This window comes from Vibrio japonicus, assembly GCF_024582835.1.
Taxonomy (GTDB): domain Bacteria; phylum Pseudomonadota; class Gammaproteobacteria; order Enterobacterales; family Vibrionaceae; genus Vibrio; species Vibrio japonicus.
Window position 1 is genome coordinate 894228 of record NZ_CP102097.1, and the last position, 22622, is coordinate 916849.

The 22622-nt window shown below is 46.0% G+C and carries 22 protein-coding genes; 13 read left to right on the forward strand and 9 right to left on the reverse strand.

Going from position 1 to position 22622, the window contains the following annotated elements; translation table 11 throughout:
- Positions 1-1188 (forward strand): choline ABC transporter ATP-binding protein, encoded by a 1188-nt coding sequence (gene choV, locus NP165_RS17200; RefSeq protein ID WP_257085757.1) that lies wholly within the window; start codon positions 1-3, stop codon positions 1186-1188.
- Between the two features lie 22 nt (positions 1189-1210).
- On the opposite strand, the gene NP165_RS17205 is transcribed toward choV, so the two are convergent.
- On the reverse strand, positions 1211-2053 hold the full coding sequence (locus tag NP165_RS17205; RefSeq protein WP_257086851.1) for a tetratricopeptide repeat protein: 843 nt from the start codon (positions 2051-2053) through the stop codon (positions 1211-1213).
- A gap of 313 nt (positions 2054-2366) precedes the next feature.
- Here NP165_RS17205 and ectA point away from each other — a divergent pair, with 313 nt between their 5' ends.
- From ectA to NP165_RS17225, 4 genes are all read left to right on the forward strand, one after another.
- A complete protein-coding gene (gene ectA, locus NP165_RS17210) occupies positions 2367-2909 on the forward strand; it encodes a diaminobutyrate acetyltransferase (RefSeq protein ID WP_257085758.1) in 543 nt (180 codons plus the stop codon).
- Between the two features lie 24 nt (positions 2910-2933).
- Complete coding sequence (gene ectB / locus NP165_RS17215) at positions 2934-4199, forward strand: diaminobutyrate--2-oxoglutarate transaminase (RefSeq protein WP_257085759.1); 1266 nt, start codon at positions 2934-2936, stop codon at positions 4197-4199.
- 13 nt (positions 4200-4212) lie between these two features.
- A complete protein-coding gene (locus NP165_RS17220; RefSeq protein ID WP_257085760.1) occupies positions 4213-4599 on the forward strand; it encodes an ectoine synthase in 387 nt (128 codons plus the stop codon).
- Between the two features lie 96 nt (positions 4600-4695).
- Positions 4696-6117, forward strand: coding sequence for an aspartate kinase (locus tag NP165_RS17225; RefSeq protein ID WP_257085761.1), 1422 nt, complete (start codon positions 4696-4698; stop codon positions 6115-6117).
- A 90-nt stretch (positions 6118-6207) separates the two neighbouring features.
- Here the strand turns inward: NP165_RS17225 and NP165_RS17230 are convergent, their stop codons facing one another.
- Positions 6208-7128, reverse strand: coding sequence for a polyprenyl-phosphate transporter (locus NP165_RS17230; RefSeq protein ID WP_257085762.1), 921 nt, complete (start codon positions 7126-7128; stop codon positions 6208-6210).
- 684 nt (positions 7129-7812) lie between these two features.
- Between NP165_RS17230 and gltS the strand changes: the two genes are divergently transcribed.
- The gene (gene gltS, locus NP165_RS17235; RefSeq protein WP_257085763.1) at positions 7813-9039 is read left to right on the forward strand and encodes a sodium/glutamate symporter; all 1227 of its coding nucleotides are present in this window, start codon (positions 7813-7815) and stop codon (positions 9037-9039) included.
- A 57-nt stretch (positions 9040-9096) separates the two neighbouring features.
- Here gltS and NP165_RS17240 read toward each other — a convergent pair whose 3' ends face one another.
- A complete protein-coding gene (locus NP165_RS17240; RefSeq protein ID WP_257085764.1) occupies positions 9097-9849 on the reverse strand; it encodes a flagellar brake protein in 753 nt (250 codons plus the stop codon).
- A gap of 162 nt (positions 9850-10011) precedes the next feature.
- Here NP165_RS17240 and NP165_RS17245 point away from each other — a divergent pair, with 162 nt between their 5' ends.
- Positions 10012-10290: a GNAT family N-acetyltransferase gene (locus NP165_RS17245; RefSeq protein ID WP_257085765.1), complete on the forward strand. Its 279-nt coding sequence runs from the start codon at positions 10012-10014 to the stop codon at positions 10288-10290.
- Between the two features lies 1 nt (position 10291).
- Positions 10292-11263, forward strand: a complete 972-nt coding sequence (locus tag NP165_RS17250) for a phosphotransferase (protein ID WP_371133726.1) — start codon at positions 10292-10294, stop codon at positions 11261-11263.
- 19 nt (positions 11264-11282) lie between these two features.
- On the opposite strand, the gene NP165_RS17255 is transcribed toward NP165_RS17250, so the two are convergent.
- Positions 11283-11774: a GNAT family N-acetyltransferase gene (locus tag NP165_RS17255; protein ID WP_257085766.1), complete on the reverse strand. Its 492-nt coding sequence runs from the start codon at positions 11772-11774 to the stop codon at positions 11283-11285.
- Between the two features lie 195 nt (positions 11775-11969).
- Between NP165_RS17255 and NP165_RS17260 the strand changes: the two genes are divergently transcribed.
- Positions 11970-13148 (forward strand): MFS transporter, encoded by a 1179-nt coding sequence (locus tag NP165_RS17260; protein WP_257085767.1) that lies wholly within the window; start codon positions 11970-11972, stop codon positions 13146-13148.
- 117 nt (positions 13149-13265) lie between these two features.
- Positions 13266-14264, forward strand: a complete 999-nt coding sequence (locus tag NP165_RS17265; protein WP_257085768.1) for a succinylglutamate desuccinylase/aspartoacylase family protein — start codon at positions 13266-13268, stop codon at positions 14262-14264.
- A gap of 54 nt (positions 14265-14318) precedes the next feature.
- Here NP165_RS17265 and NP165_RS17270 read toward each other — a convergent pair whose 3' ends face one another.
- The 3 genes from NP165_RS17270 to norR form a co-directional block, all read right to left on the reverse strand.
- A complete protein-coding gene (locus NP165_RS17270; protein WP_257085769.1) occupies positions 14319-15353 on the reverse strand; it encodes a hybrid-cluster NAD(P)-dependent oxidoreductase in 1035 nt (344 codons plus the stop codon).
- 61 nt (positions 15354-15414) lie between these two features.
- Entirely contained in the window at positions 15415-17076 is a 1662-nt protein-coding gene (gene hcp / locus NP165_RS17275) for a hydroxylamine reductase (RefSeq protein WP_257085770.1), read from the reverse strand.
- 193 nt (positions 17077-17269) lie between these two features.
- A complete protein-coding gene (gene norR, locus NP165_RS17280; RefSeq protein ID WP_257085771.1) occupies positions 17270-18799 on the reverse strand; it encodes a nitric oxide reductase transcriptional regulator NorR in 1530 nt (509 codons plus the stop codon).
- 237 nt (positions 18800-19036) lie between these two features.
- Between norR and NP165_RS17285 the strand changes: the two genes are divergently transcribed.
- From NP165_RS17285 to NP165_RS17295, 3 genes are all read left to right on the forward strand, one after another.
- Positions 19037-19765, forward strand: coding sequence for a sulfite exporter TauE/SafE family protein (locus tag NP165_RS17285; RefSeq protein ID WP_257085772.1), 729 nt, complete (start codon positions 19037-19039; stop codon positions 19763-19765).
- A gap of 64 nt (positions 19766-19829) precedes the next feature.
- Positions 19830-20132 carry an antibiotic biosynthesis monooxygenase family protein gene (locus tag NP165_RS17290; RefSeq protein WP_257085773.1) on the forward strand — a complete coding sequence of 101 codons (303 nt, stop codon included), beginning with the start codon at positions 19830-19832 and terminating at the stop codon, positions 20130-20132.
- An 11-nt stretch (positions 20133-20143) separates the two neighbouring features.
- Complete coding sequence (locus NP165_RS17295) at positions 20144-20572, forward strand: YccF domain-containing protein (protein WP_257085774.1); 429 nt, start codon at positions 20144-20146, stop codon at positions 20570-20572.
- Between the two features lie 73 nt (positions 20573-20645).
- On the opposite strand, the gene NP165_RS17300 is transcribed toward NP165_RS17295, so the two are convergent.
- The gene (locus tag NP165_RS17300; protein ID WP_257085775.1) at positions 20646-21419 is read right to left on the reverse strand and encodes an ABC transporter substrate-binding protein; all 774 of its coding nucleotides are present in this window, start codon (positions 21417-21419) and stop codon (positions 20646-20648) included.
- A 14-nt stretch (positions 21420-21433) separates the two neighbouring features.
- Entirely contained in the window at positions 21434-22519 is a 1086-nt protein-coding gene (gene hisC / locus NP165_RS17305; RefSeq protein ID WP_257085776.1) for a histidinol-phosphate transaminase, read from the reverse strand.
- Positions 22520-22622: the final 103 nt, after the last annotated feature.

Consider the following 22622-nt stretch of genomic DNA (forward strand, 5'->3'; position numbering starts at 1 on the left):
ATGGACGCAATTACGATTAAAAACCTTGATGTGGTATTTGGTGATCAGCAACAGAAAGCGTTGGAGTTACTCGACCAAGGCAAAGCCCGTCAGGAGATCATCGATCAAACTGGTCAAGTCGTTGGTGTGGATAACGTCAGCATGAGCGTTAAAGAGGGCGAAATCTGTGTCTTGATGGGGCTCTCTGGCTCGGGTAAATCCAGTTTGCTAAGGGCGGTGAATGGTTTGAATGCTATCTCGCGCGGCGCACTGGAAATCAAAGATGGTGAGCAGAAAGTTGACCTAGCGAATTGTGACGAATCCACATTGCGTCATCTGCGTACTCACCGCATTTCAATGGTGTTCCAGAAGTTCGCTCTAATGCCTTGGTTGAGCGTGCTCGATAACGTCGCATTTGGCCTAGAGATGCAAGGTATGCCTAAAGCGGAACGCAGAGAGAAAGCCAAGCAGCAGCTTGGTATGGTTGGGTTGACTGAATGGGCGGATAAGTTTCCACACGAGCTTTCAGGAGGTATGCAGCAACGTGTCGGCCTAGCACGCGCTTTTGCCATGGATACCGATATCTTGCTGATGGATGAACCCTTTTCCGCGCTTGACCCGCTGATTCGCGCACAGTTGCAAGATGAGCTGATCGCGCTGCAAGAAAAGCTCAATAAGACCATCTTATTTGTCAGCCATGACCTCGATGAAGCGCTGAAAATAGGCAACAATATTGCGATTATGGAGTCGGGGAAACTCATCCAGCACGGTAAGCCAGAGCAGATCGTGTTGCAGCCAGAAACCGAATACGTTCGTGATTTTGTCGCGCACACCAATCCATTGAATGTGTTAAAAGGACGCTCGTTAATGCAACCAGTGGGCGAACTAAAGCAGCAGCAAGATAAACTTGAAGTCTGCTCGGCTAAGCAAGTATGGGTAGAGCAAACTCCCGCGAGTGTTCAGCTTGTGGAAAGCAAAAACCTTAAGTTGATTGAATGGCAGCAAGGTCAGTTTGATATTGATCAGGTGGACCAAAATACCATCGTAGTGGCTAGCCCAGAGATTGGTATGAGAGAAGCGATTGAGCTTAAGCAGCGTAGTGGTCAACCAATACTGCTGGTCGAGAATGGTAAGCTGGTGGGCGTGCTCAACGACAGCAACTTCTATGACGCGTTGCTAGGCAATTATAACGCTCCACAAGCGGCGTAGCTTGCGGAGCGGTTCAGTAGTCTTAGTGTTCGTTATGTAGCAGTGCATCGAAGCGTGGATTACCGTGTAGCCCTTCTAAATCAGGCTCTGTGTTGATCAGGTCTCGGATAGAAGGGCTCGCTTCGATCGCGCGCTCCAAATCTTCAATCGCTTGCTCTTCAACCCCAAGACGAGAGTAGGCACACGCACGTTGGTACAGTGCAGGTCCGTTGGTTGTATCAAGATCAAGCACTCGGTTTGAAAGGCTGAGTGCCCAGTGGTACTCGTTGATTTCCATTGCGGCGTCAGCTTTGTACGTCAGTGCTTCCAAATCCCCTGGGCGAATGCCCAAAATCTCATCGTAAACATCAATCTTCTGTTCTGGCGTTGGCATGCTTTGCGCACGCAGCCACAGGTTGTGGATCTCGTTGATCTTCTCTATTTCTCTGTTGTTCTCACTAATGATGCGTGTCTTACGCTTCAAATCGCGCTCCAGCACACTGAATTTTTTTTCGTACTCTTTGGCAATCGCGTCAAGGCGTTTGTCAGCCATCTCTCTAGTATTACTTTTGAATTCATTCAAAGATTGCCAGCCAACAAAGGCAATTAACGAAGCGACACCCGCAATGATGTAGAAAAAGTACGTTACCGTGACGTTGGCGTAGTTGAGTGATTTGTCGGCAACGGAAAGCTCGCGATCGGTGATTTGAATGACCAGTTTTCGCTCTAAGTCTTGTTGCTCCTGTCTCAATGCTTTGAGCTCATCGAGTATGTATCGCTCCATTAAAGGGCGGTCGAGCAAATCGCTCTCAGAGTATGACTTTTGTTCGGCGAGTGTCGGCTGGACAAAAGAAAACAGCCCCAAGAGAAGTATCAAAATGCGCATATGCAAGTCATCCGTTTGTTTCTTTATTTTATCGTAGAAGCACGGTAACAAATTCGCGTGCCAGTTAGTATGGCAATTCGCAGGAAATTCAGATTCTTGCACGAAACTAACCTGCTACATGCCTGAGCGATTCCCGATTCCTGTCAGATATTGATAGCTAAATAGATTAGAGTCCTAACCTTTTTTATGTATTTTTTACTCATTAAGCGTGATCTGCGTCACATTAACGCCGATATATTTTGATTTTAATTGGTGTTGTAGAGTCATAATAAATACGAAATTTGTTTAGAGTTCAAAGGAAATGTTTTTTCATATGATCACATCAGCGCCTTGGGTGATGTATCCCGAAATCGGTGAGACCCCAAGTAAAAAATGGAACTTTCGCGAACCTAGCAGAGCGGATGGAAGCAAGATTTTTGGTTTGATTGCAGACTGCCCGCCATTGGATGTGAACTCTTCGTACTGCAATTTTCTTCAAGCAGCGCATTTCAGTGACACTTGCATCATTGCAGAGCAAGACAAAGACATTGCGGGTTTTATCTCAAGTTACAAAAAACCCAGCGATCCTAATGTGTTGTTCGTATGGCAAGTGGCTGTCTCTCCTCGCTATCGCGGTAAAGGCTTGGCTTACAAAATGCTCGACCAGTTGTTACAGCGCAAATCGCTGCAAGGTGTCGATGCAGTAGAAACCACCATCACGAAAGACAATGACGCGTCTTGGTCATTGTTCAAAAAACTCGATGCCAATAACGGCAATGGTGGTGAAGTCAGTACTTTCCTAGACGAAGAAGCACATTTCAAAGGCACGCACGATACCGAGTATTTGTATCGCATCCCTTTAAATAATCCTCAATAAACAGGAGCCATAACGGTCTTTCACATGGATATTTTTAAAAAACGAGAATCCCAAGTACGTTCATACTCAAACAGTTTTCCGGTGGTATTCAAAAAAGCAAAAGGTTGCTGGCTAGAAACTGATCAAGGCGAGCGCTATCTGGACTTTCTTGCCGGTGCCGGATCGCTTAACTATGGGCACAACAACCCAGTCCTTAAGCAAGCACTATTGGAATACATTGAAGCCGACGGCATCACACACGGATTGGATATGCACTCCGACGCAAAAGCGATGTTTCTCAAGTCGCTGCAGCGTTACATCCTTGTCCCAAGAGATCTTGATTACAAAGTCCAGTTTACTGGCCCAACGGGCACCAACGCCGTCGAGGCTGCGCTGAAATTGGCGCGTAAAGTAACGGGTCGCAGCAACATCGTTGCTTTCACCAACGGTTTCCACGGTTGTACCGCGGGCGCATTGGCTGCTACGGGTAACCAACATCACCGTGGTGGTAACGGTGCACCACTTAGCAACGTAACTCGTATTCCATTTGACGGTTACGCGAACATTGATGGTTTGGCATTTTTTGAAACCATGCTCTCTGATAACTCAAGCGGTATGGATAAGCCAGCGGCGGTTCTGCTGGAAACGGTTCAGGGTGAAGGCGGCTTGAACGTGGCGTCAAATGAATGGTTACAGCGCTTGAGCAAACTTTGTAAAGCGCACGACATTTTACTGATTGTTGATGATATTCAAGCAGGTTGTGGTCGTACTGGTACCTTCTTCAGCTTCGAGCCATCGGGCATCAAACCAGACATGGTGACGCTATCGAAATCGATCGGTGGTTACGGCTTGCCAATGGCCATTGTTCTGCTGAAACCTGAACTGGATAAGTGGAAACCGGGCGAGCACAACGGTACGTTTCGTGGCAACAACCACGCCTTCGTGACTGCCGCGAAAGCACTTGAAATCTATTGGGCAAACGACCAGTTCGCAACGCACATTGGTCAATGTTCAGAGATGGTTTCGAACACGATTCAGCGTTTGGTTAAACGCTACCCAGAGCTGTTTGTACAGCAGAAAGGTCGCGGCATGATGATAGGTATCGAATGTCGCAATGGCGATCTGTCGGATGAGATTGCTAAGACTTGTTTTGAACTGGGTATGGTGATTGAAACCGCAGGCCCAGACGATGAGATTGTGAAGTTCTTCTGTCCACTGACGATTACCGAGCAAGAACTCGAACAAGGCCTGAGCATTTTTGAAAATGCAGTAGAAAGCGTTGCGACAAAATATTTTAAAAAAGCATCATAACAAGGAAGAATACATGATTGTTAGAACACTAGCTGAGTGTCGAAACAGTGAACGTCGAGTAGTGGCAGAAACTTGGGAAAGCGTCCGTATGTTGTTGAAAGATGACAAAATGGGCTTTTCTTTCCACATTACGACCATCTTTGAAAACACCGAAACACATATCCACTACCAAAACCACCTAGAGTCGGTTTACTGCATGAGTGGCGAAGGGGAAATCGAAGTGGTTGGCGGCGAAACGTACCCAATCAAACCGGGGACGCTATACATTCTCGATAAGCATGACGAGCATTATTTACGTGCTTACAAAGGCAAAGAAATGGTCATGGCTTGTGTCTTTAATCCACCGATCACTGGCGCAGAAGTGCACGATGAAAACGGTGTCTACCCTTTGGTTGACTAACCGAGCGGCGCAAGTGGGGCATCGCCCCGCTATCTCAAATCACCCTCAATCCCATGTCATTACATACGTGTCATTAAATAATCGAGGTTATCTAATATGACTTATACCGTAGAAAAAATCGGCGGTACTTCTATGACAGCATTTGATGCTGTTCTCGAAAACATCATCCTACGTCCACAAGATCGCTATAAGCGTGCGTTTGTGGTGTCGGCATACGGCGGTATTACCGACGCGCTACTGGAATGCAAAAAAACCAGTAAGCCGGGTGTGTACCAGTTAATTGCCAAACGGGATGAAAAATGGCGAGAGGCTCTGGATTATGTTGAGAAACGCATGTTGTTGACCAACGAGAATATTTTCGCGGATCCAATGAATCGCATGCGAGCAGACCAGTTTATTCGTTCGCGCATTTCTGAAGCGAAAAATTGTGTCACAAATATTATGGAAACGTGCCAATACGGCCAGTTTTCACTGCGTCATTACCTGCCGCAAATTCGTGAGTTTTTATCCTCACTGGGTGAAGTCCACAGCGCCTTTAACACTGCGCTAAAACTGAAAAATATGGGCATCAACGCCAAGTTTGTGGACTTGTCCGGTTGGGATTCGCAAACCCCCAAAAGCTTGGATGAGACCATCAAAGATGCTTTTGAAGGCATTAACATTGACGAAGAACTGCCAATCGTCACCGGTTACGCGTATTGTAAAGAAGGCCTGATGACCACCTATGACCGCGGCTACAGTGAAATGACATTCAGCCGAATTGCATCAATCACTAACGCGGATTTGGCGATCATCCACAAAGAGTATCACTTGAGCTCGGCAGATCCTCGCGTGGTTGGCCCTGAGAAAGTGCTACCGATTGGTCATACTAACTATGACGTCGCTGACCAGTTAGCAAACTTGGGTATGGAAGCGATTCACCCGAATGCCGCGGCTGGCCTACGCGAAAGCGGTATTGAGCTGCAAATCAAGAATACTTTTGAGCCAGAGCATCAGGGCACATTAATCTCAAGTCAGTACAAACCAGATGAAGACCGCGTTGAGATCATCGCAGGCAAAGAGAAAGTATTTGCTTTGCACTTGTTCGATCAAGCGATGGTTGGCCAGGTGGATAACGTAAGCTGTGAGTTGATGGAATTCATCGCAGACGCTCGGGTGAGCCTGATTGGTAAAGAGATGAATGCGAACTCGATTACCTACTATCTTGGTGGCAGCACAGAGAGCCTAAACAAAGTGTTGTACAAAGCGGAAAAACGCTATCCGAAAGCGTCGATTAAAGGGCGCATGGTGGCGCTGATTTCTGTGATTGGCTCGCAGATTGATACCAACAAAGCGTTGGCGCAAGGCGTGTTGGCACTGATGAACAAGGGGATTACCCCTGCCGCGTTGCACTCATCTATGCGCAATGTCAACGTGCAGTTTGTGGTCAGCGACAAAGAATACCAGAAAGCGATTTGTGCGCTGCACGAGGAGTTGTTCCCCAAGCAATCTCATCTGGCAATGGGTGAGGTGGCGTAGCTTTTTCTGGATGTATCAAGCAAAACGAATCATCTGAAAACAAAAAAGGCGATGCCCTAAGGTATCGCCTTTTGTACTAATCTTGTCCGTTTAGATGTCGCGGTTTTCCGCAAACTTTTCTAAACCTAGAACCAGTGCAATGGCACACAGCATCAATACGATTGCAATACCCAGTTGTGCGGGGTGCGAGGTAACTGCTTCGAAATCAAATGGAGATAGGTTCTCTTGCAACAGTGGTACTTGCTCACCTTTCGAGTTTGTGCGCCAAGTTAGCGTTTCTTTCCAAGGCCAAATCTTAGGCAATGTACCTAGCATCAAACCCGTTAAGAACACCAAGGTAAAATCGCGGAAGTGCCGCAGTAGCCATGACAGCAGGTGCGAAAATGTCAGTAGCCCCACCACGCAGCCGGAAAGAAATAGGGCCAGAATTGGGATGTCAAATGACTTCACAGCGCCCAAGACAGGGGTGTACATGCCGATTAGCAGGAGAATAAAACTTCCTGAAATACCAGGAAGGATCATGGCGCAAATCGCGATAGAGCCAGCGAGTAAAACGTTCAGGCTAGTTGGTTCCATGTGCAATGGCTTCAGCATGGTAATGCTATAAGCAAACACGACACCCAGTAACAGGAACACAAAGCGGCTTACATTACGTCGCTCGACTTGTTTGAGCATGTGGAAAACGGAAACCAGAATAAGCCCGAAGAAGAAGGACCATAATGGGATTGGGTGAGTGACCAATAACCATGAGATGAGTTTTGCGAGTGTCGCAATACTGAAAAAAATGCCGCCAAACAATGAGATTAAGAAAAATCCGTTGATATGGTTGAAGGCTGCTTTAACCCCTCCTTTTTTCCAGATCCCCAACAGACTTGGATTTACTCGTCGGATGCTTTCTAGAAGCGTGTCATAGATACCAGTAATAAACGCTATTGTACCGCCTGATACACCGGGCACTACGTCTGCAGCACCCATCGCTATTCCTTTGAGAAACGTCGTAAAATAATTCATGCTAACTAATGGATAAATTTAGGTGGTACGAGTATATCGACTCTTTAGTTTAAAAAGTACCGCAAAAGCTAAGTTGACATTCTTGTTTATAAGAATCTGGTTTTATATTAATTTGCAAATTGATCGCAAAATGCAATTTCATTTTGCAATTTGGGAATTGAATAATGGCTAAAGTGGCGTTTCTTTAATCGAAAATGGCCATAAAAAGTTGGCACGGATGCTGCATTATAGATATCGACCCTTATTAAGCCGAGGGTCACCTAGCCAACTGACGTTGTTAGTGAATGCTTTTTGTTCACACAAAATATAAGCCAATCGCCCTTTGCGATTGGCTATTTTTTTGTCTTGGATTTTGTAAATTCCCATTAACAAACGTAATTTCAGTAACTTATGGTATTTACCTAGGTGAACCCAGCACACGTTTTTAGTGTCACAACTCGACAACACGTGAAAAATCCATTAATAATGTCCGCCTTCTAAGCTCATGCCAGTATTTAATTCTGGTTATTCTGTTGAAATGGAGTGGGATCGCCCGCTGTAGAGAGGAAATTTTTCAATAGACAAATTTTACTAATCGCACAGGTAAGTCGTTGGTTGATACCACGCTAACTCGTCCTGTCGCTGAGCCGAAATCGGGCTCTTAACTCATTAGGGAAGATGAGTGACGCATAATAAAGAGGTTATATGAATCAGATAATTTCAGTTGGACCGCAAGAATCTTTCATGGTCGCCATCGGCGTTCTATTCTTAGGTCACTTTATCAACTCGAAGCTCCCTATTCTTAAGAAATTTAACATTCCAGAGCCTATTGTGGGTGGTTTGATCGTCGCTATCGGCATTACGATGATGCATTTTAATGGGATCGATTTAGAATTCTCGTTGCCATTGCAAAATGTGTTTATGTTGATGTTTTTTAGCACGGTGGGTTTGGCTGCAAACTATACCCAGCTAATGAAAGGTGGGGCGAAAGTGTTCCTTTTTCTTGCTGTGGCATCGTTTTATATCATCATCCAAAACGGAGTAGGGATTTCACTCGCAAGCGCGCTAGGTCTCGATCCGTTGATGGGTTTGATTGCAGGTTCCATTACACTGTCAGGTGGGCATGGCACGGGTGCCGCATGGTCTAATACATTTTCAGAAACCTACGGTTTAACCAACACTCTTGAAATTGCCATGGCATCGGCGACATTCGGTTTGATCATAGGCGGTATTATTGGTAGCCCTGTCGCTCAGAAACTGATTGATAAAAATAACTTTGAATCAGTCTATGGCCGTGGCACTCAAACTCACCAGAAGTTTCCAGAAGTCATTACTTACAACGAGTATGAAGAGGATAAAGTCACCGCTAAGAAGGTGATTGAAGTGCTGTTCATTCTGCTTATCTGTGTGACAGGCGCGAAGTATTTGGAGCAGTTGGTGAGCAGCTTTGAGATTAGCTGGTTGATGATCCCTGACTTTGTTTATGCTCTGTTCATTGGTGTGTTTATCACTAATATCTTAGAAGTCACTAAGGTACATAAAGTGAATGCGGAAACCGTCGATATTCTTGGTACCGTATCCTTATCGCTGTTTTTGGCAATGGCGTTAATGAGCCTGAAACTGTGGAATATCTTTGATTTGGCGATTCCATTTTTGGTTATTCTGGCGGTTCAATCGGTGGTGCTTGGTGTATTCGCTTACTTTGTGACTTTTAAGGTGATGGGCTCTAACTACGACGCAGCGGTCATTGCGGGTGGGCACTGTGGCTTTGGCTTAGGTGCAACACCTACGGCCGTTATGAATATGGGCTCGTTAGTCAATAAATACGGCCCTTCTCCGCAAGCCTTTATGGTAGTGCCTATCGTTGGCGCGTTCTTTATCGATATCGTGAACCTGATTATCCTTCAGGGGTATATATCGTTTATCGGATAGTGAACAGAGACTGTTAACAAAAACGCCCTACAGAATCAGCAGGGCGTTTTTTTATGTTTATTTTGTGTCGTTTCGAAGGGTGAGTTTAGTGCCGTCAAACTTGAGGTGGCTGAGCAGTGTTTTGGCGTTGTTTTTTCCTGACTCATTGAATTGCACACCATATTTGGAATATTGCATGGAACGCTGCAGATTACAGACTTTTCCATACAACGGCTCAAAAGAGACCATTTTTCCGCTAATGGACTTAATTTGAACGGTTAGCTCTATCTTATCTCCGACTTGGAAAGAACGGCTTAAAGGTGCGGTAATAAATCGGCAGCCACTTTTTGATAGATCACGAATTTCACAGTCAAGTTTTCTATCTTTAGCTATGACTCTCGCACTCAAATTGACTTCAAAACGTGGTTCTTTGCGAAGTTGGGACACTTGCATGGTTTTGGGAATGGAAAGCATCACCATAGGAATGGGATCTTTAACGATATATTCCAACTGACTACGAAACTGAATAATAGCGCCTTCACCACGAGGGGAAATCGCTTTCACCGTTGCCCAGAAACCTTCCTGGAAAAAGAAATTGAGGTCACTGTCCGCCACTTTAGGCAGCTCTGCTAAAATGATGCTATCGGAGTGTGTACCTATAAAGGCGGTTTTGCATCTAAACGTTGTGCCCACTGGTGTTGTGATCCCTAGGGTAAATTCACCACCATGCTCGATCATAGCCAATGCATCAATACTCGTTACCGTGGCGACACTTCTTTCTCTACTTGTGCGTAACGAATTGTCCTTATATGCTGACGCTTGGGTATTCATCTAGTCTCCACATATTCCGCATGTTATGTTTTTAATAGCGGAAAATATCTGTTATTAGTTTTGTTATTTATATTGCTACAAATTTAATGTATAGCTGCTTGTTTGTTCAAACACCAAATGGCCTGATTTATTTGAACTAGGTATCAATTTTAGGAGTTTCTTATGTCTGACGTTCTGTATTTTGAACCGGATCTCTCTCAATTTCGCGTTCATTTAGAGGGAGATTACTACGCGGTAGTGAAATTTGAAATTAAAAGTGACGTCTATGTTATTACTTCAACGAAAGTGCCTGAAGAACTGAGAGGCAAGGGCTACGGAAAAGTGATGATGGAAGCGGTTTTACCTGAATTGGAAAAAATGGGTGTCAAAGTGAAACCGGTTTGTAGCTACGTTGCTCATTATCTCGAACGCAATCCACAGTGGGCGCACCTTAAAGCTTAATATGTCGAGCATGGATTATTTACCCGTGGTTAAACGGCTTGGTTTTCGCACCATCCACCAAATTGAAGCATTGCAAGTATTGTGGGGTGGCTATGGGGAATTGGTCCGAGTATTTGTTGACGACACCAGCATTGTTATTAAGCATGTGCGCTTACCTAAACCAGAGCAACACCCGCGAGGATGGAATACCGACTTTTCCCATCAGCGAAAGTTAAAGTCATATGAAGTTGAGCTTTATTGGTATCAAAACTACGCCAGTTTAATGAACCGTGAAAGCCCAGTTCCAGCTTCCCTTTGCGTGGAACACAAACCTAACGAGTGGCTATTGGTCATGGAAGATCTATCCGCAAGTGGATTCACTGAAGTGGTTAAGGAAGCGGATCAAAGACACCTTGGTGCGGTTTTACGATGGTTAGCTTACTTTCATGCTCAGCACATACAGAATTCAGGTGATGGACTTTGGCAAAGTGGCACATATTGGCATATTGAAACCAGACCCGATGAACTTGAAGCTCTGACCGACCAACCACTCAAAGCGATGGCTGAAAAGGTCGACCATGCGCTTAAATGTGTTCCATATCAGACCTTAGTTCATGGCGATGCCAAGCTGGCGAACTTTTGCTTTACCAGTGATGGTTTGCGAGCCGCCGCAGTAGACTTCCAATATGTGGGCAAAGGGTGTGCGATGAAAGATGTGGCCTTGTTTATGAGTAGTGCTGTTAAACCTGCGCACTGTCAGAAGATGGAAAACTGGATTTTGGATGAGTATTTCAAACACCTTAACTCTGCGTTAACGAACATCAGGCCAGAGATAGATGCCGATGAGGTAGAAAAATGTTGGCGACCCATGTTTGCTATCGCATGGGCTGACTTCCAACGTTTTGTGAAAGGTTGGAGTCCAGAGCATTGGAAAATAAATGCCTATACCGAAGGGTTAAAAAATAAAGCGCTGGAGCAATTAAAGGCTTACTGAAACGTAAGCCTGAATATGATCAAGGTTTAATGCGCGCCATATAATAGGTATTAATGTATTCCCCATCACGGAAAGACGCGCATTTCGCTTCCCCTTCGATTTCAAAGCCAAATTTCTTGTAGCACGCGATCGCTTTTTCATTGTCGCTGTTCACATCGATTTGGATTCTTTTCACTTGTAGCCAGTTATCCGCGAGATCAATTACCGTCTCGATTAACTTGCTGCCGACGCCCAAACCGTGAAAATCATCGTGTACACCAATGCCAAATGACCCGCTGTGTGCGATTCTAGGGCGTTGGTATTGCTCAAAGCCGATATTGCCGACAACACGCCCATCGACCTCGGCAACGAAGCTATATACACCTTCAGGTAGGTTTTCCAGTCGTTTCGTCCACATCGCGATAGATGGTTTTGGCAGCTGCAGAGTTTCACGCTGTGCATTTGGCTGTGAGTAAATATCGGATAATGCCGCTGCATCACTGATTTGAGTGGGACGAATGATTATTTCCATATTATTCTTCTCGACTGGTTAAACATTTCTCAACAATAACGATTAATTTTTATTTGTTAAAGCCTTGTTTTAAAGAAAAATTTTCGCTCTAGATTTTGTTTTTCTTTTTACTAATCGCTCAGTAAGAGAATAGGACGTTGTTTATTACTTCTTATGGCTATAATGTAAAAGAAAAAGACAAATTGGATTTATAAAATGGATCAGTCGGCTAGTTGGAAAACCCCACAAAACTTCCTGTTAATTATCTCTATTGTTGTTCCTATCGCATTCTCGAGTTGGATGGCCTTACTCAATAATTTCGTGATTGAGAAAGCGAATTTCGATGGCTCAGATATCGGTTTATTGCAAAGTGTGCGCGAAATTCCTGGTTTTCTCGCCTTTACCGCGGTGTTTGTGCTGCTGTTTATTCGCGAACAAAAATTCATTTTGTTGTCGCTTTGCGCGCTGACATTAGGTACGGCGATGACTGGATTTTTTCCTTCATTGTTTGGTTTGTTGCTGACGACATTATTGATGTCGACGGGTTTTCATTACTTTGAAACGTTAAAACAATCGCTGTCACTGCAATGGTTGTCGAAAGAAGAAGCACCAGAAATGCTGGGTAAATTCATTTCTGTTGGCGCACTCGCCTCACTCTGTACGTACGGCGCATTATGGGTGTGTTTGGAAGTGCTCAAGATGGACTTTAAATGGGTGTATCTAAGTTTTGGGGGCGTAGGTTTTCTGCTGGTATTGTGGATGACGTTTGCCTTCCCTCAGTTTAAATCTGAAGTCCCGCAAAATAAGAAACTGGTGCTGCGCAAGCGTTACTGGCTCTACTACGCCCTCACGTTTATGAGTGGTGCGCGTCGTCAGATCTTTACCGTCTTTGCGGGCTTTTTGATGGTGGAAAAATTCGGCTATTCTGCTGCAGATATCACCATGCTGTTTTTGATTAACTACCTGTTTAACTTCTTGTTTGCGAAAAAAATCGGCCGTTTCATCGGTAAAGTGGGTGAGCGAAAAGCGCTGATGTTTGAATACACCGGACTGATTTGCGTCTTCGTTGGTTATGCGTTGGTAGAGTCAGCTGAGTGGGCGGCGGCACTGTATGTGGTTGATCACTTGTTCTTCGCGCTTGCATTAGCGATTAAGACGTACTTCCAGAAAATTGCCGATCCAGCGGATATGGCATCGACCGCTGGGGTCGCTTTTACGATCAACCATATCGCGGCTGTCTTCATTCCTGTTTCGTTTGGTTTAATCTGGTTAGTCTCGCCAGCCGCAGTGTTTTACATCGGTGCAGCAATGGCGTGCGTATCTTTTGCGTTGTCGATGAACATTCCTGCGCAACCGGATGAAGGCAACGAAGTGCGAGTTTTAAGGTGGAGTTGAACGAGGTGAATGATTCATTCTTGTGAGCGTTGTTGTTACATCTGTTCGTGAAAATTAACATCGCTGAGATTATACTGGATGGCTATTCGGTTGAGCCTGTAATCAATGGAGATGTCAATGACCAAACCCCTCAACGAGTGCATTGTGCCAATGTACCCGACCATCCAAGCTCTGGATGTTAATGCGCTAAAAACGGGTGAACATAAGTTCTGGTTTGCAGTAGCGACAGATGCGATTGGCCATCCACAAACGCTGCCTGTTAGAGTGTTTAAAGGCGAAAAAGAGGGGAAACGTTTTGTGATTACCGCCGGTGTGCACGGGGATGAACAAAACGGTATTCTGACCGCACAACGCTTAGCGCGTGAATTGGTCGGAAAAGAGATCGCGGGTGTGGTGACGATTGTACCGACGGTTAACTTGTCAGGCATAGCCCGACATAGCAGGGACTTTCATTCAGCCGCGCCAGATAGCTCATCTGCTAACTTGAACCGTGTGTTTCCCGGCAGTCCAAACGGTGACGATGCCAGTCGTTACGCCAATAGCTTGTGGGAGAATCTGCTCAAACCAAACGCAGACCTAGCGATTGATCTCCATTCTCAAACCAGTGGTTCGGCGTACCCGCTTTATGCTTTTGCAGACTATCGTTTGGAAGACGCGATTCGTATGGCAAGACTGATCAATCCCGATGTGATTCTTAATGACCCCGGTGACCCTGGCATTCTTGAAACGGTCTACAACCGAGCGGGAATTCCATCCATCACCATCGAAGTGGGTATCGGGCGTTACACTGACCTTGAGATGGTCGACAGAGCAACACGCGGCGTACTCAATATTCTAAAAGCGTACGAAGTGATATCTGGAACCGTCGATTCTGCGCCTACTCCTTGCGTAGAAGGCAATGAAATTGTCAGTGTTCGTGCTAGTCAAGGTGGCTTTGTGATTTGTCATGTTGATTTAATGGACCGCGTAACAACGGGGCAAACATTGGCTACGCAATACAACAGCTTTGGTGATGAAGTTGAAACCTACGTATCGCCGATTGATGGTACGGTGATAAGCCACAATGTGGAGTCGGTCAGAGCACCGGGCTCGCTGGTGGTGAGATTAATTCGCTAAGCGATAAGTAAACGAAAAAGCGCCGATTTATACTGGCGCTTTTTTGTGTCTACGTTAAGCGAGTGACACTTCGACGTCACTTTGTATCTGGCTTGAACAGGCGAGCGTGTAACCTTGCGCCAACTCTTCTTCAGTCAGAGTTTCCGTACTGGTTCTGCTCACTTCGCCTTTGGTCACTTTGCACTTGCAAGAGCCGCACATGCCGCTGCGACAGGCGATAATGATCGGCACACCGTTTTCTTCCAATACATCGGCGAGCGTTGCACCTTGCTCGACTTGCGTGGCAACACCGAATGCTGGTACTTCAAACTGCACTGCGCCACCGCCGCTGTTTTCTGTATGCGCTTCAATCGGTGTAAAACTCTCTTGATGGAACTGCGAAGGATCAACGCCAAGTGCCAAGGCGTTTTGCTCCATATCCTGCATAAACTGAGTTGGACCACACAGATAAACCGTGCGCTCGCTTAAGTCAGGGCAGAGTGCGCGAAGCCACTCTTGGTCCAAACGTCCTTGAGGATGCTCAGTGCCAGCATTGTCTTTGAGTAGCAGACGCAAATGGAAGTTGGGATAAAGCGAATGCAGCGTCTCGAGTTCATCGAAATAAATCGTTTGTGCGCTGCTTTTCGCCATATGGATAAAGGTAATGTCGATGTCTGCTTGAGCTTTCAACCAGGTCTTTGCCATCGACATCACTGGCGTGATACCACAGCCCGCGCTCAGCAAAGCAACTTTAGACTTCGGCGCGCAATCGACCGCGTTAAATGGACCTGTTGGCGCTAACACCGAAACGTTATCACCGACATTGAAGTGGTCAATCATGTGGTTGGATACCAAGCCGCCATCAACGCGTTTCACTGTCAGTTGCAGATAGTGTTCTGCCGGCGTCGAGCTGATCGAGTAGGCGCGATATTCCATCTTGCCAGCCAGTTCAAACCCCAATGAAACAAACTGTCCCGGTTTAAAATCGAATGTGAGCGTAGGATCGGATTGGGTGCTCGCTAGCTTAAAACTAAAGGTATCAGAAGTTTCCTGCCACTTGTCGATGCAGCGCAGCGTCGTAGGCTGATTATTTTGCCATTCATTAATCATGGAGTTCTCTCATACAAAAGTGCCCAGCCAAAAATTTGGCCGGGCAAAGGACAGCAGGGATTTAAGCTGCAAGGATGGTTTTTAGATCGTCTTCAACGTTACCGATACTGCGCATATCGAACTTATCTTGGATGATCTTAATTAGGTTATCAGTCAAGAACGCAGGCGCAGTTGGACCGGTGTAAATGCCTTTTACGCCCAGTGCAAACAGCGTTAGCAGGATCACGATGGCTTTTTGTTCGAACCAAGACAGAACCAGCGTTAACGGTAGTTCATTGATGTCGCAGTCAAACTCTTTTGATAGCGCAAGAGCCAATTGGATTGCTGAGTAGGCGTCGTTACACTGACCCACATCTAACAGGCGAGGGATGCCGTTGATATCGCCAAACTGATTTTTGTTGAAGCGGAACTTACCACACGCTAGCGTTAGGATCAGCGTGTCATCGGGTGCACTTGCAGTAAAGTCGGTGTAGTAGCTACGTTCAGATTTATCACCATCACAACCGCCGACAAGGAAGAAGTGTTTGATGTTGCCCGCTTTCACTTGCTCAACCACCGCAGGTGCTGCGCTCATCAGTGCATTACGACCAAAACCAACGGTGATCATTTGCTCAATCTCGTTGTGTTGGAAGCCAGGTTGTGCCAATGCACATTCGATCACTTGGCTAAAATCGTCACCTTCAATGTGTGCCACGCCCGGCCAACCTACGATGCTGCGAGTGAATAAGCGATCTGCGTATTGGCCGACATTTGGGTTCAGCAAGCAGTTTGACGTCATCACAATCGCACCAGGGAAGTTGGCGAACTCCTTCTGTTGGTTTTGCCATGCGCTGCCGTAGTTGCCCACTAGGTGTGGGTATTTCTTAAGCTCAGGGTAACCGTGTGCTGGTAGCATTTCGCCGTTGGTGTAGACGTTGATGCCTTTACCTTCGGTTTGCTGAAGGATTTTCTCTAGGTCGTGTAAGTCGTGGCCAGAAACCAGAATACACTTGCCCTGAACGGTTTTTACGTTCACTTGAGTTGGCTCTGGGTGACCAAAGGTTTTGGTTTCACCGTGGTCAAGCATTTCCATGACTTTGTAGTTCATCAGACCGATTTGCATCGAGCAATCTAGCAGTGCGCCTAGGTCTTCTGGATCTGTGCCTAGCCAAGCCATGATTTGGTGGTATTCCGCGTAAATGTCATTGTTGGTTTGTTCCAGTACGCGAGCATGTTCCATGTAAGCTGCTGCACCTTTTAGACCGTACAGACACAGTAGGCGTAGACCGATTACGTCTTCGCTAATACTTTGGTAGCCGCGGTTTACCGCCACTTGAGGCGCGAATGCGAGAATTTCTTCAGAGCTTTGCGGTAGCTCGAAATCCGCGACAGCAGGGATGTTGTCGATGCTGGTGTCAGTCAGTTTAGCGGCAGCAAGAGTTTGCTCTTTTAAGCGCGCTTTGAAAGTCGCCGCTTGCGCAGACAATTCAAGAATTCGCTCAGGGTCAAAGTTAACATTGGTTAATGTAGAGAAGAACGCTCTTGGCGCCCACTGGTTGACTTCGTCGTCAACAATATCAAAGCGCAGCGCTTGTTCTGCCCAGTAAGAAACACCTTGTAGGGTGTAAACCAGTACGTCTTGTAGGTCGGACACTTCAGAAGTTTTGCCACACATGCCTTGTGTGAATGAGCAGCCTTTAACGGTAGGGGTTTGAATAGTCTGTTCACATTGAATACAGAACATTGCGCTTCTCCAATAACAGTAAGTTCTTTATTTGCGGTCGAGCCGCTTCTCTTTTCGATGTCACTGTTAGAGCAGATTGCGTGCCAGTTTTTAAGTAATTGAATTTTATTGATTTTGCTGTTTTTCATTGTTTTGTTTGATGTATAAAAGACAACGCGCCTAGTGTCTTTTATACATCAAGGGTAGCGACTGATTAACTTGAGAGATCGAACTTTTTACCCATGCGGTACAGATTCCCTCGGTCCATTTGCAGAAATTCTGCAGCTTTTGACCAAGTTCCGTTCGTTTTTTCAAGCGCATAGACAATTAAGTCCTTCTGATAGTTCTCAACCAGCGAGCGCATACCGTGGCTGTTATCCGGAAAATACTTGGATGTATTTTTGACATCTTGCTTGTTTAGGCTGCTATCAAAATGACTGACTTTGATGATCTGTTGCTGTTCTTGAATCGCGCGCAACGCCGCACGGGTTAAGGTGTGTTCCAGTTCGCGCACGTTGCCCGGCCAAGGCTGCTTTTCTAGCAAAGTGAGTGATTTAGAATGTAAGTGCAGGTTCGGGATATTGAACTGGCTGCGAACTTTTTCCAGCAAGTAGCCAGCCAGCACTGGGATATCACCTTCGCGTTTGCGCAGTGGTGGCACTGAGATTGGGAACACGTTGAGGCGGTGGAATAGATCGGCGCGAAACTGACCTTGTTCAACCTCTCGTTCCAGCGAGCGGTTGGTTGCTGCGATAATACGCACGTTGACCAACAAGTGCTGGTCGCTACCGACGCGTTGTAGTTCACCTTGTTGAATCACGCGCAGCAATTTAGCCTGCAGGACCCAAGGCAATTCGCCGACTTCATCGAGGAAAATCGTCCCACCGTCTGCCAGCTCAAATTTACCCGCGCGGTGGCTGTTTGCGCCAGTAAACGCGCCTTTAACGTGGCCAAACAGCTCGCTTTCCGCTAGCCCTTCTGGCAGTGCGGCGCAGTTGACGTAAATCATCGCTTTATCGCGGCGGCTGGATTGGGCGTGGACGCTGTGCGCGACCAGCTCTTTGCCGACCCCCGTTTCTCCGGTGATCAGCACCGCGTAATCGGATTTGGCGACGGTTTCAATATTATTACGCAGTTGCTGGATTTGCGGGCTTAAACCGATCATCTCACCTTGCTTGGAACGTGCTTGTTGGATCAAAGCTTGGGTGACGTTCTTCTGTTTTTTGTTCTGAGCTTTTAATGCTTTGATCTGCCCAATGTTACGCAGCGTTGCTGCTGCGAGAGCGGCGAAGGTTTCAAGGGTAACGGACTCAATCACATCAAACGCGCCGACAGTGAGTGAGTCGAGCGTCAATACGCCCACCAGTTGTCCGTCGACATACAGGCTACAACCTAAGCAGTCGTGCACATCCAATTCGGCTTCTTCGCTGAGTAGCGCTCCGCTGAATGGGTCAGGTAACTCGCAGTCTGCACCGAATCGAACTGGCTGTTTGGACTGCATAATGGCTTCCAGTCTTGGGTGTGTGTTGGGGAAGAATCGACGGCCTAGAACACTGGCAGAAAGCCCTTTAACGGCGACTGGCGTAAGAAAACCGTCTTCATCCAGCACAAATAACGCACTCGCATCACAAGGAAAGACTTTGTCGATGCCGTTGATGAGGTGTTGGTACTGGGCTTCACTATTTAGGTTAGAGCTAAGATTGAGTGCTATCTCAAGCAGCACGTTATTCAGATTTGGATTCATTGACTTCACTAGCGGAACAAACGTGCCAGAATCCTATCAAGCTGATGTCTTTTTTACATCGCTAGAAAGGGTATAAACGCTGTGTCATTGATTGAGGTCAATTTGTACCGGTGATCTATACCTGAAAAACGACATATTGAGATGTTAATTAAGTGTTTTAGCTTGCGATGAATGTTGAGCAATCTGACCGCAATTCCATTATGATGGGCGCACAGTTTCTTAATCTCTCCCTCAAATATGTTCGCTGAATGGATCTCTACTGAAGCATTGATTGCTGCGTTGTTAGTCTTTCTCGGTTCGTTTGTTCAAACCGCGATTGGCTTTGGTTTAGCTGTTGTGGCCGCGCCTTTATTGTTTTTGATTTCGCCCGACTACGTGCCTGCGCCAATCTGTTTGTTGGCACTATTTATTTCGTTGCTAAACGCGTTGAAACACAGAGATAGCGTAGAGATCGGTGGCCTGAAAATGGCATTGATTGGGAGAGTTCCAGGATCGTTGGCTGGTGGCGTGTTGTTAGTCATGGTATCAACTGACATGCTGGCATTATGGTTAGGGGGATTGGTGTTGTTTGCAGTGGCGGTGAGCCTATTGCCGTTTCGTATTGAGCCAACGCCAATGCGCATGACGGTAGCGGGTTTCTTTTCAGGGTTCTTTGGTACCAGCTCATCGATTGGTGGTCCGCCGATGGCTTTGCTGCTCCAGCATCAAGAAGCCAACCAACTACGGGGTAATCTCTCGGCCTTCTTTGTTTTTAGTTCACTGATTTCGCTGATTATTCAGATTCCAGCTGGGTTTCTAACCTGGCATCATGTCTGGATTACGATTCCACTCTTTCCTGCCTCTTGGTTAGGCTATAAGTTAGCGCGACTCACTACGCATTCACTGCCTAAAGAACAGATACGTATGGGAGCGCTTTTGTTGTGTACGGTGAGTGGCGTGACGGCTGTTTGGAAAGGGTTAATGTAAACTGCTCCTCAAATTTAAAATGTTCATCTTATGTTTAGTATTCATCTCGGGTTAAGGAAAACACATGATACTGGAAGTGGCGATATTGGATGTGAAACCAGGCTTGGAACAAGAATTTGAACAGAGTTTTGCTAAAGCGCAAAGGATCATCGCCTCGATGAAAGGGTATGTGTCCCATCAACTGCAACATTGTATTGAAACACCAAGCCGCTATATTTTGTTGGTAAACTGGGAAACGCTAGCCGACCATGAACAAGGTTTTAGACAGTCGGCAGAATATCAGGAATGGAAAGCGCTTTTGCATCATTTTTATGATCCATTTCCAACTGTAGAGCATTACGAACCGGTCTACAGTGAAATGAGTTAAGGAGTAGTAAAGTGTTAAGAATACTCGGAAATATTATTTGGTTTTTATGTGGTGGCGTTGTGATGGGGCTGATGTGGTGGCTTTTTGGGCTGCTTGCGTTTATCAGTATCGTCGGTATTCCTTGGGGACGTGCTTGTTTTGTCATGGGTAACTTTTCGTTCTTCCCGTTTGGTCAAGAGGTGATTGAGCGCGATGAACTGACCCGTCGTAAAGATATTGGCACGGGTGCGCTAGGATTCATTGGTAACGTGATTTGGTTCCTGTTCGCGGGGATTTGGCTAGCTATCGGTCACATCTGCTCTGCGGTGGCGTGTTTTATCACCATCATCGGTATTCCGTTCGCGCTTCAGCATCTGAAACTGGCGTATATATCGTTAGCACCGATTGGTAAAGCGGTGGTGTCTAAAGAAGAAGCGGCGATGGCGCGTTACCCACGCTAATCGAAATCAATCAAATTAAAACCAATAAAAAAGCCCCGCGTCGGGGCTTTTTGCTGTCTTAACAAACGGATAATTACAGCTTTTCACCATAGATATCGAACGAGAAGTACTTACTTGCGATTTTGTCGTAAGTACCGTTAGCGCGAATCGCTTCGATGGCTTGATTGAATTTTTCAGCTAGCTCTTTGTCTTTCTTTCTCAGCGCTAGTGCAGTACCTTCACCGATGTAGGCTTTGTCTGTGACCGCTTCGCCCACAAACTCAAAACCTTGACCGATTTCTTTATCTAAGAATGCCAGTGCCAGTTGGTCAGAGTTACCGAAAGTGACGTCCAGACGACCATTTTGCATATCAATGTACACTTCATCCTGACCAGAGTAACGTTTGATTTCCGCAACATCGCCGTACATGTCAGTTACGTAGCGATCATGGATAGTACCGGTTTGAACGCCAATCACTTTGTCTTTCAGACCTTCTTTACTGATTGTGATCGGCTGATTGCCGTTTGCTACGAAGCGTGCAGGGGTTTGGTAGTATTTGTTCGTAAATAGTACGCGCTTTTTACGGTCTTCAGTGATACGCATAGACGCCATGATGACATCGGATTTACGAGCCATCAGAGCAGGAATTAATGAATCCCAGCTTTGAGAGACCCAGCTACACTCCAATTTTGCTTCTTCACAAAGTGCGTCTGCAATCTCGATGTCGAAACCAGCAGGATTTCCGCTAGCATCCATGTAATTAAACGGCGGATAGGTAAAATCAGAAGCCAGTCTTACTGATTTTGCCATTGTTGGGGCAGCGAGAAGAATGGTCGAACAAGCCAATACGCTTAGTAGTTTTTTCATAGTAAGTCCCTTATTTACTTCGATGTTGTCTGCGATTTGGTGTAGTTACAAATAGTTTGAGCAACTTCCTGCATGCTCTGTTCTGAGCCGATGGTGATACGAACACAGTGTTTCAGGCTAGGCTCATGAGCCTGATTGCGCGTCACAATTCCTTGTTCTGCTAAATAACTAAACAGATCAACATCCGCGTGTGTACGAATTAAAACAAAGTTTGTTGCAGAAGGGTAGATGGTTTCTATCCAAGGCAATTCTTTAATGTTACTGATAAAGCGCTCTTTGGTTTCGACCAGTGTTTGAGTGCTTGCTGCGACTTTCTCAAGCCCTTGCTCGCTCAATGCCTTAAGGACGATTTCTGCGGAGCTGTCTGGCATTGGATAAGGAGGGATCAGTTTCATCACATAATCCATCACTTCTTGAGCTGCCACAATGAAACCACATCTCACCGCTGCCAAACCAAATGCTTTTGATAACGTACGAATCACAACAAGATTTGGGTATTGGTCGATTAAACCAACCACATTTTGCGCCAGTTCGAACTCGATATACGCTTCGTCAACAACAACTAACGCGTCTTGCTGAGTTTGCTCTAAGATAGCCACAATCTGTTCTTTTTTAAGCAATTGACCCGTTGGGTTATTGGGTGAGCAAAGGAAAACAAGATTCGCTTGCTTCGCCGCCTTGACGACACCATCCACATCTAACGAGAAATCCGGTGACTGCAGTGGGACATCAATGGTTTCTACCGCCAATGATTCCGCGCAAAATTCATACATAGCGTACGTAGGGGTGCAGATGGCAATACTGTCCGAGCCAGGTTTACAAAAAGTACGAATGAGCAGATCAATCGCTTCATCGGCACCACGAACCGCCACGACGGGTTGCTCTGTTTGGCAGTACGCTTGATAAGCGCTTGCGATTTCATGCGGTAGGAAGTCAGGGTAGCGATTGTAATCTGACTGTTGCTCACTGAACTCAATGGATTGTTCGAGTTCGTTCGCGTTGAGCCACAGTCGACCTGAACCGCCAATACGGCGTGCAGATTGGTAAGGTATTAATTTTTTTATGCTCTCAGGCGCTAATTTGTCTGCAATTGAACCCATTGTAAATCCTTATGTGTGACTTATAAATCGACATAGATGAAATAAAATTCATCTTTAACGGGACTAGTTGTTAATTTAGTCAAAATGGGTTTAATAATGAATC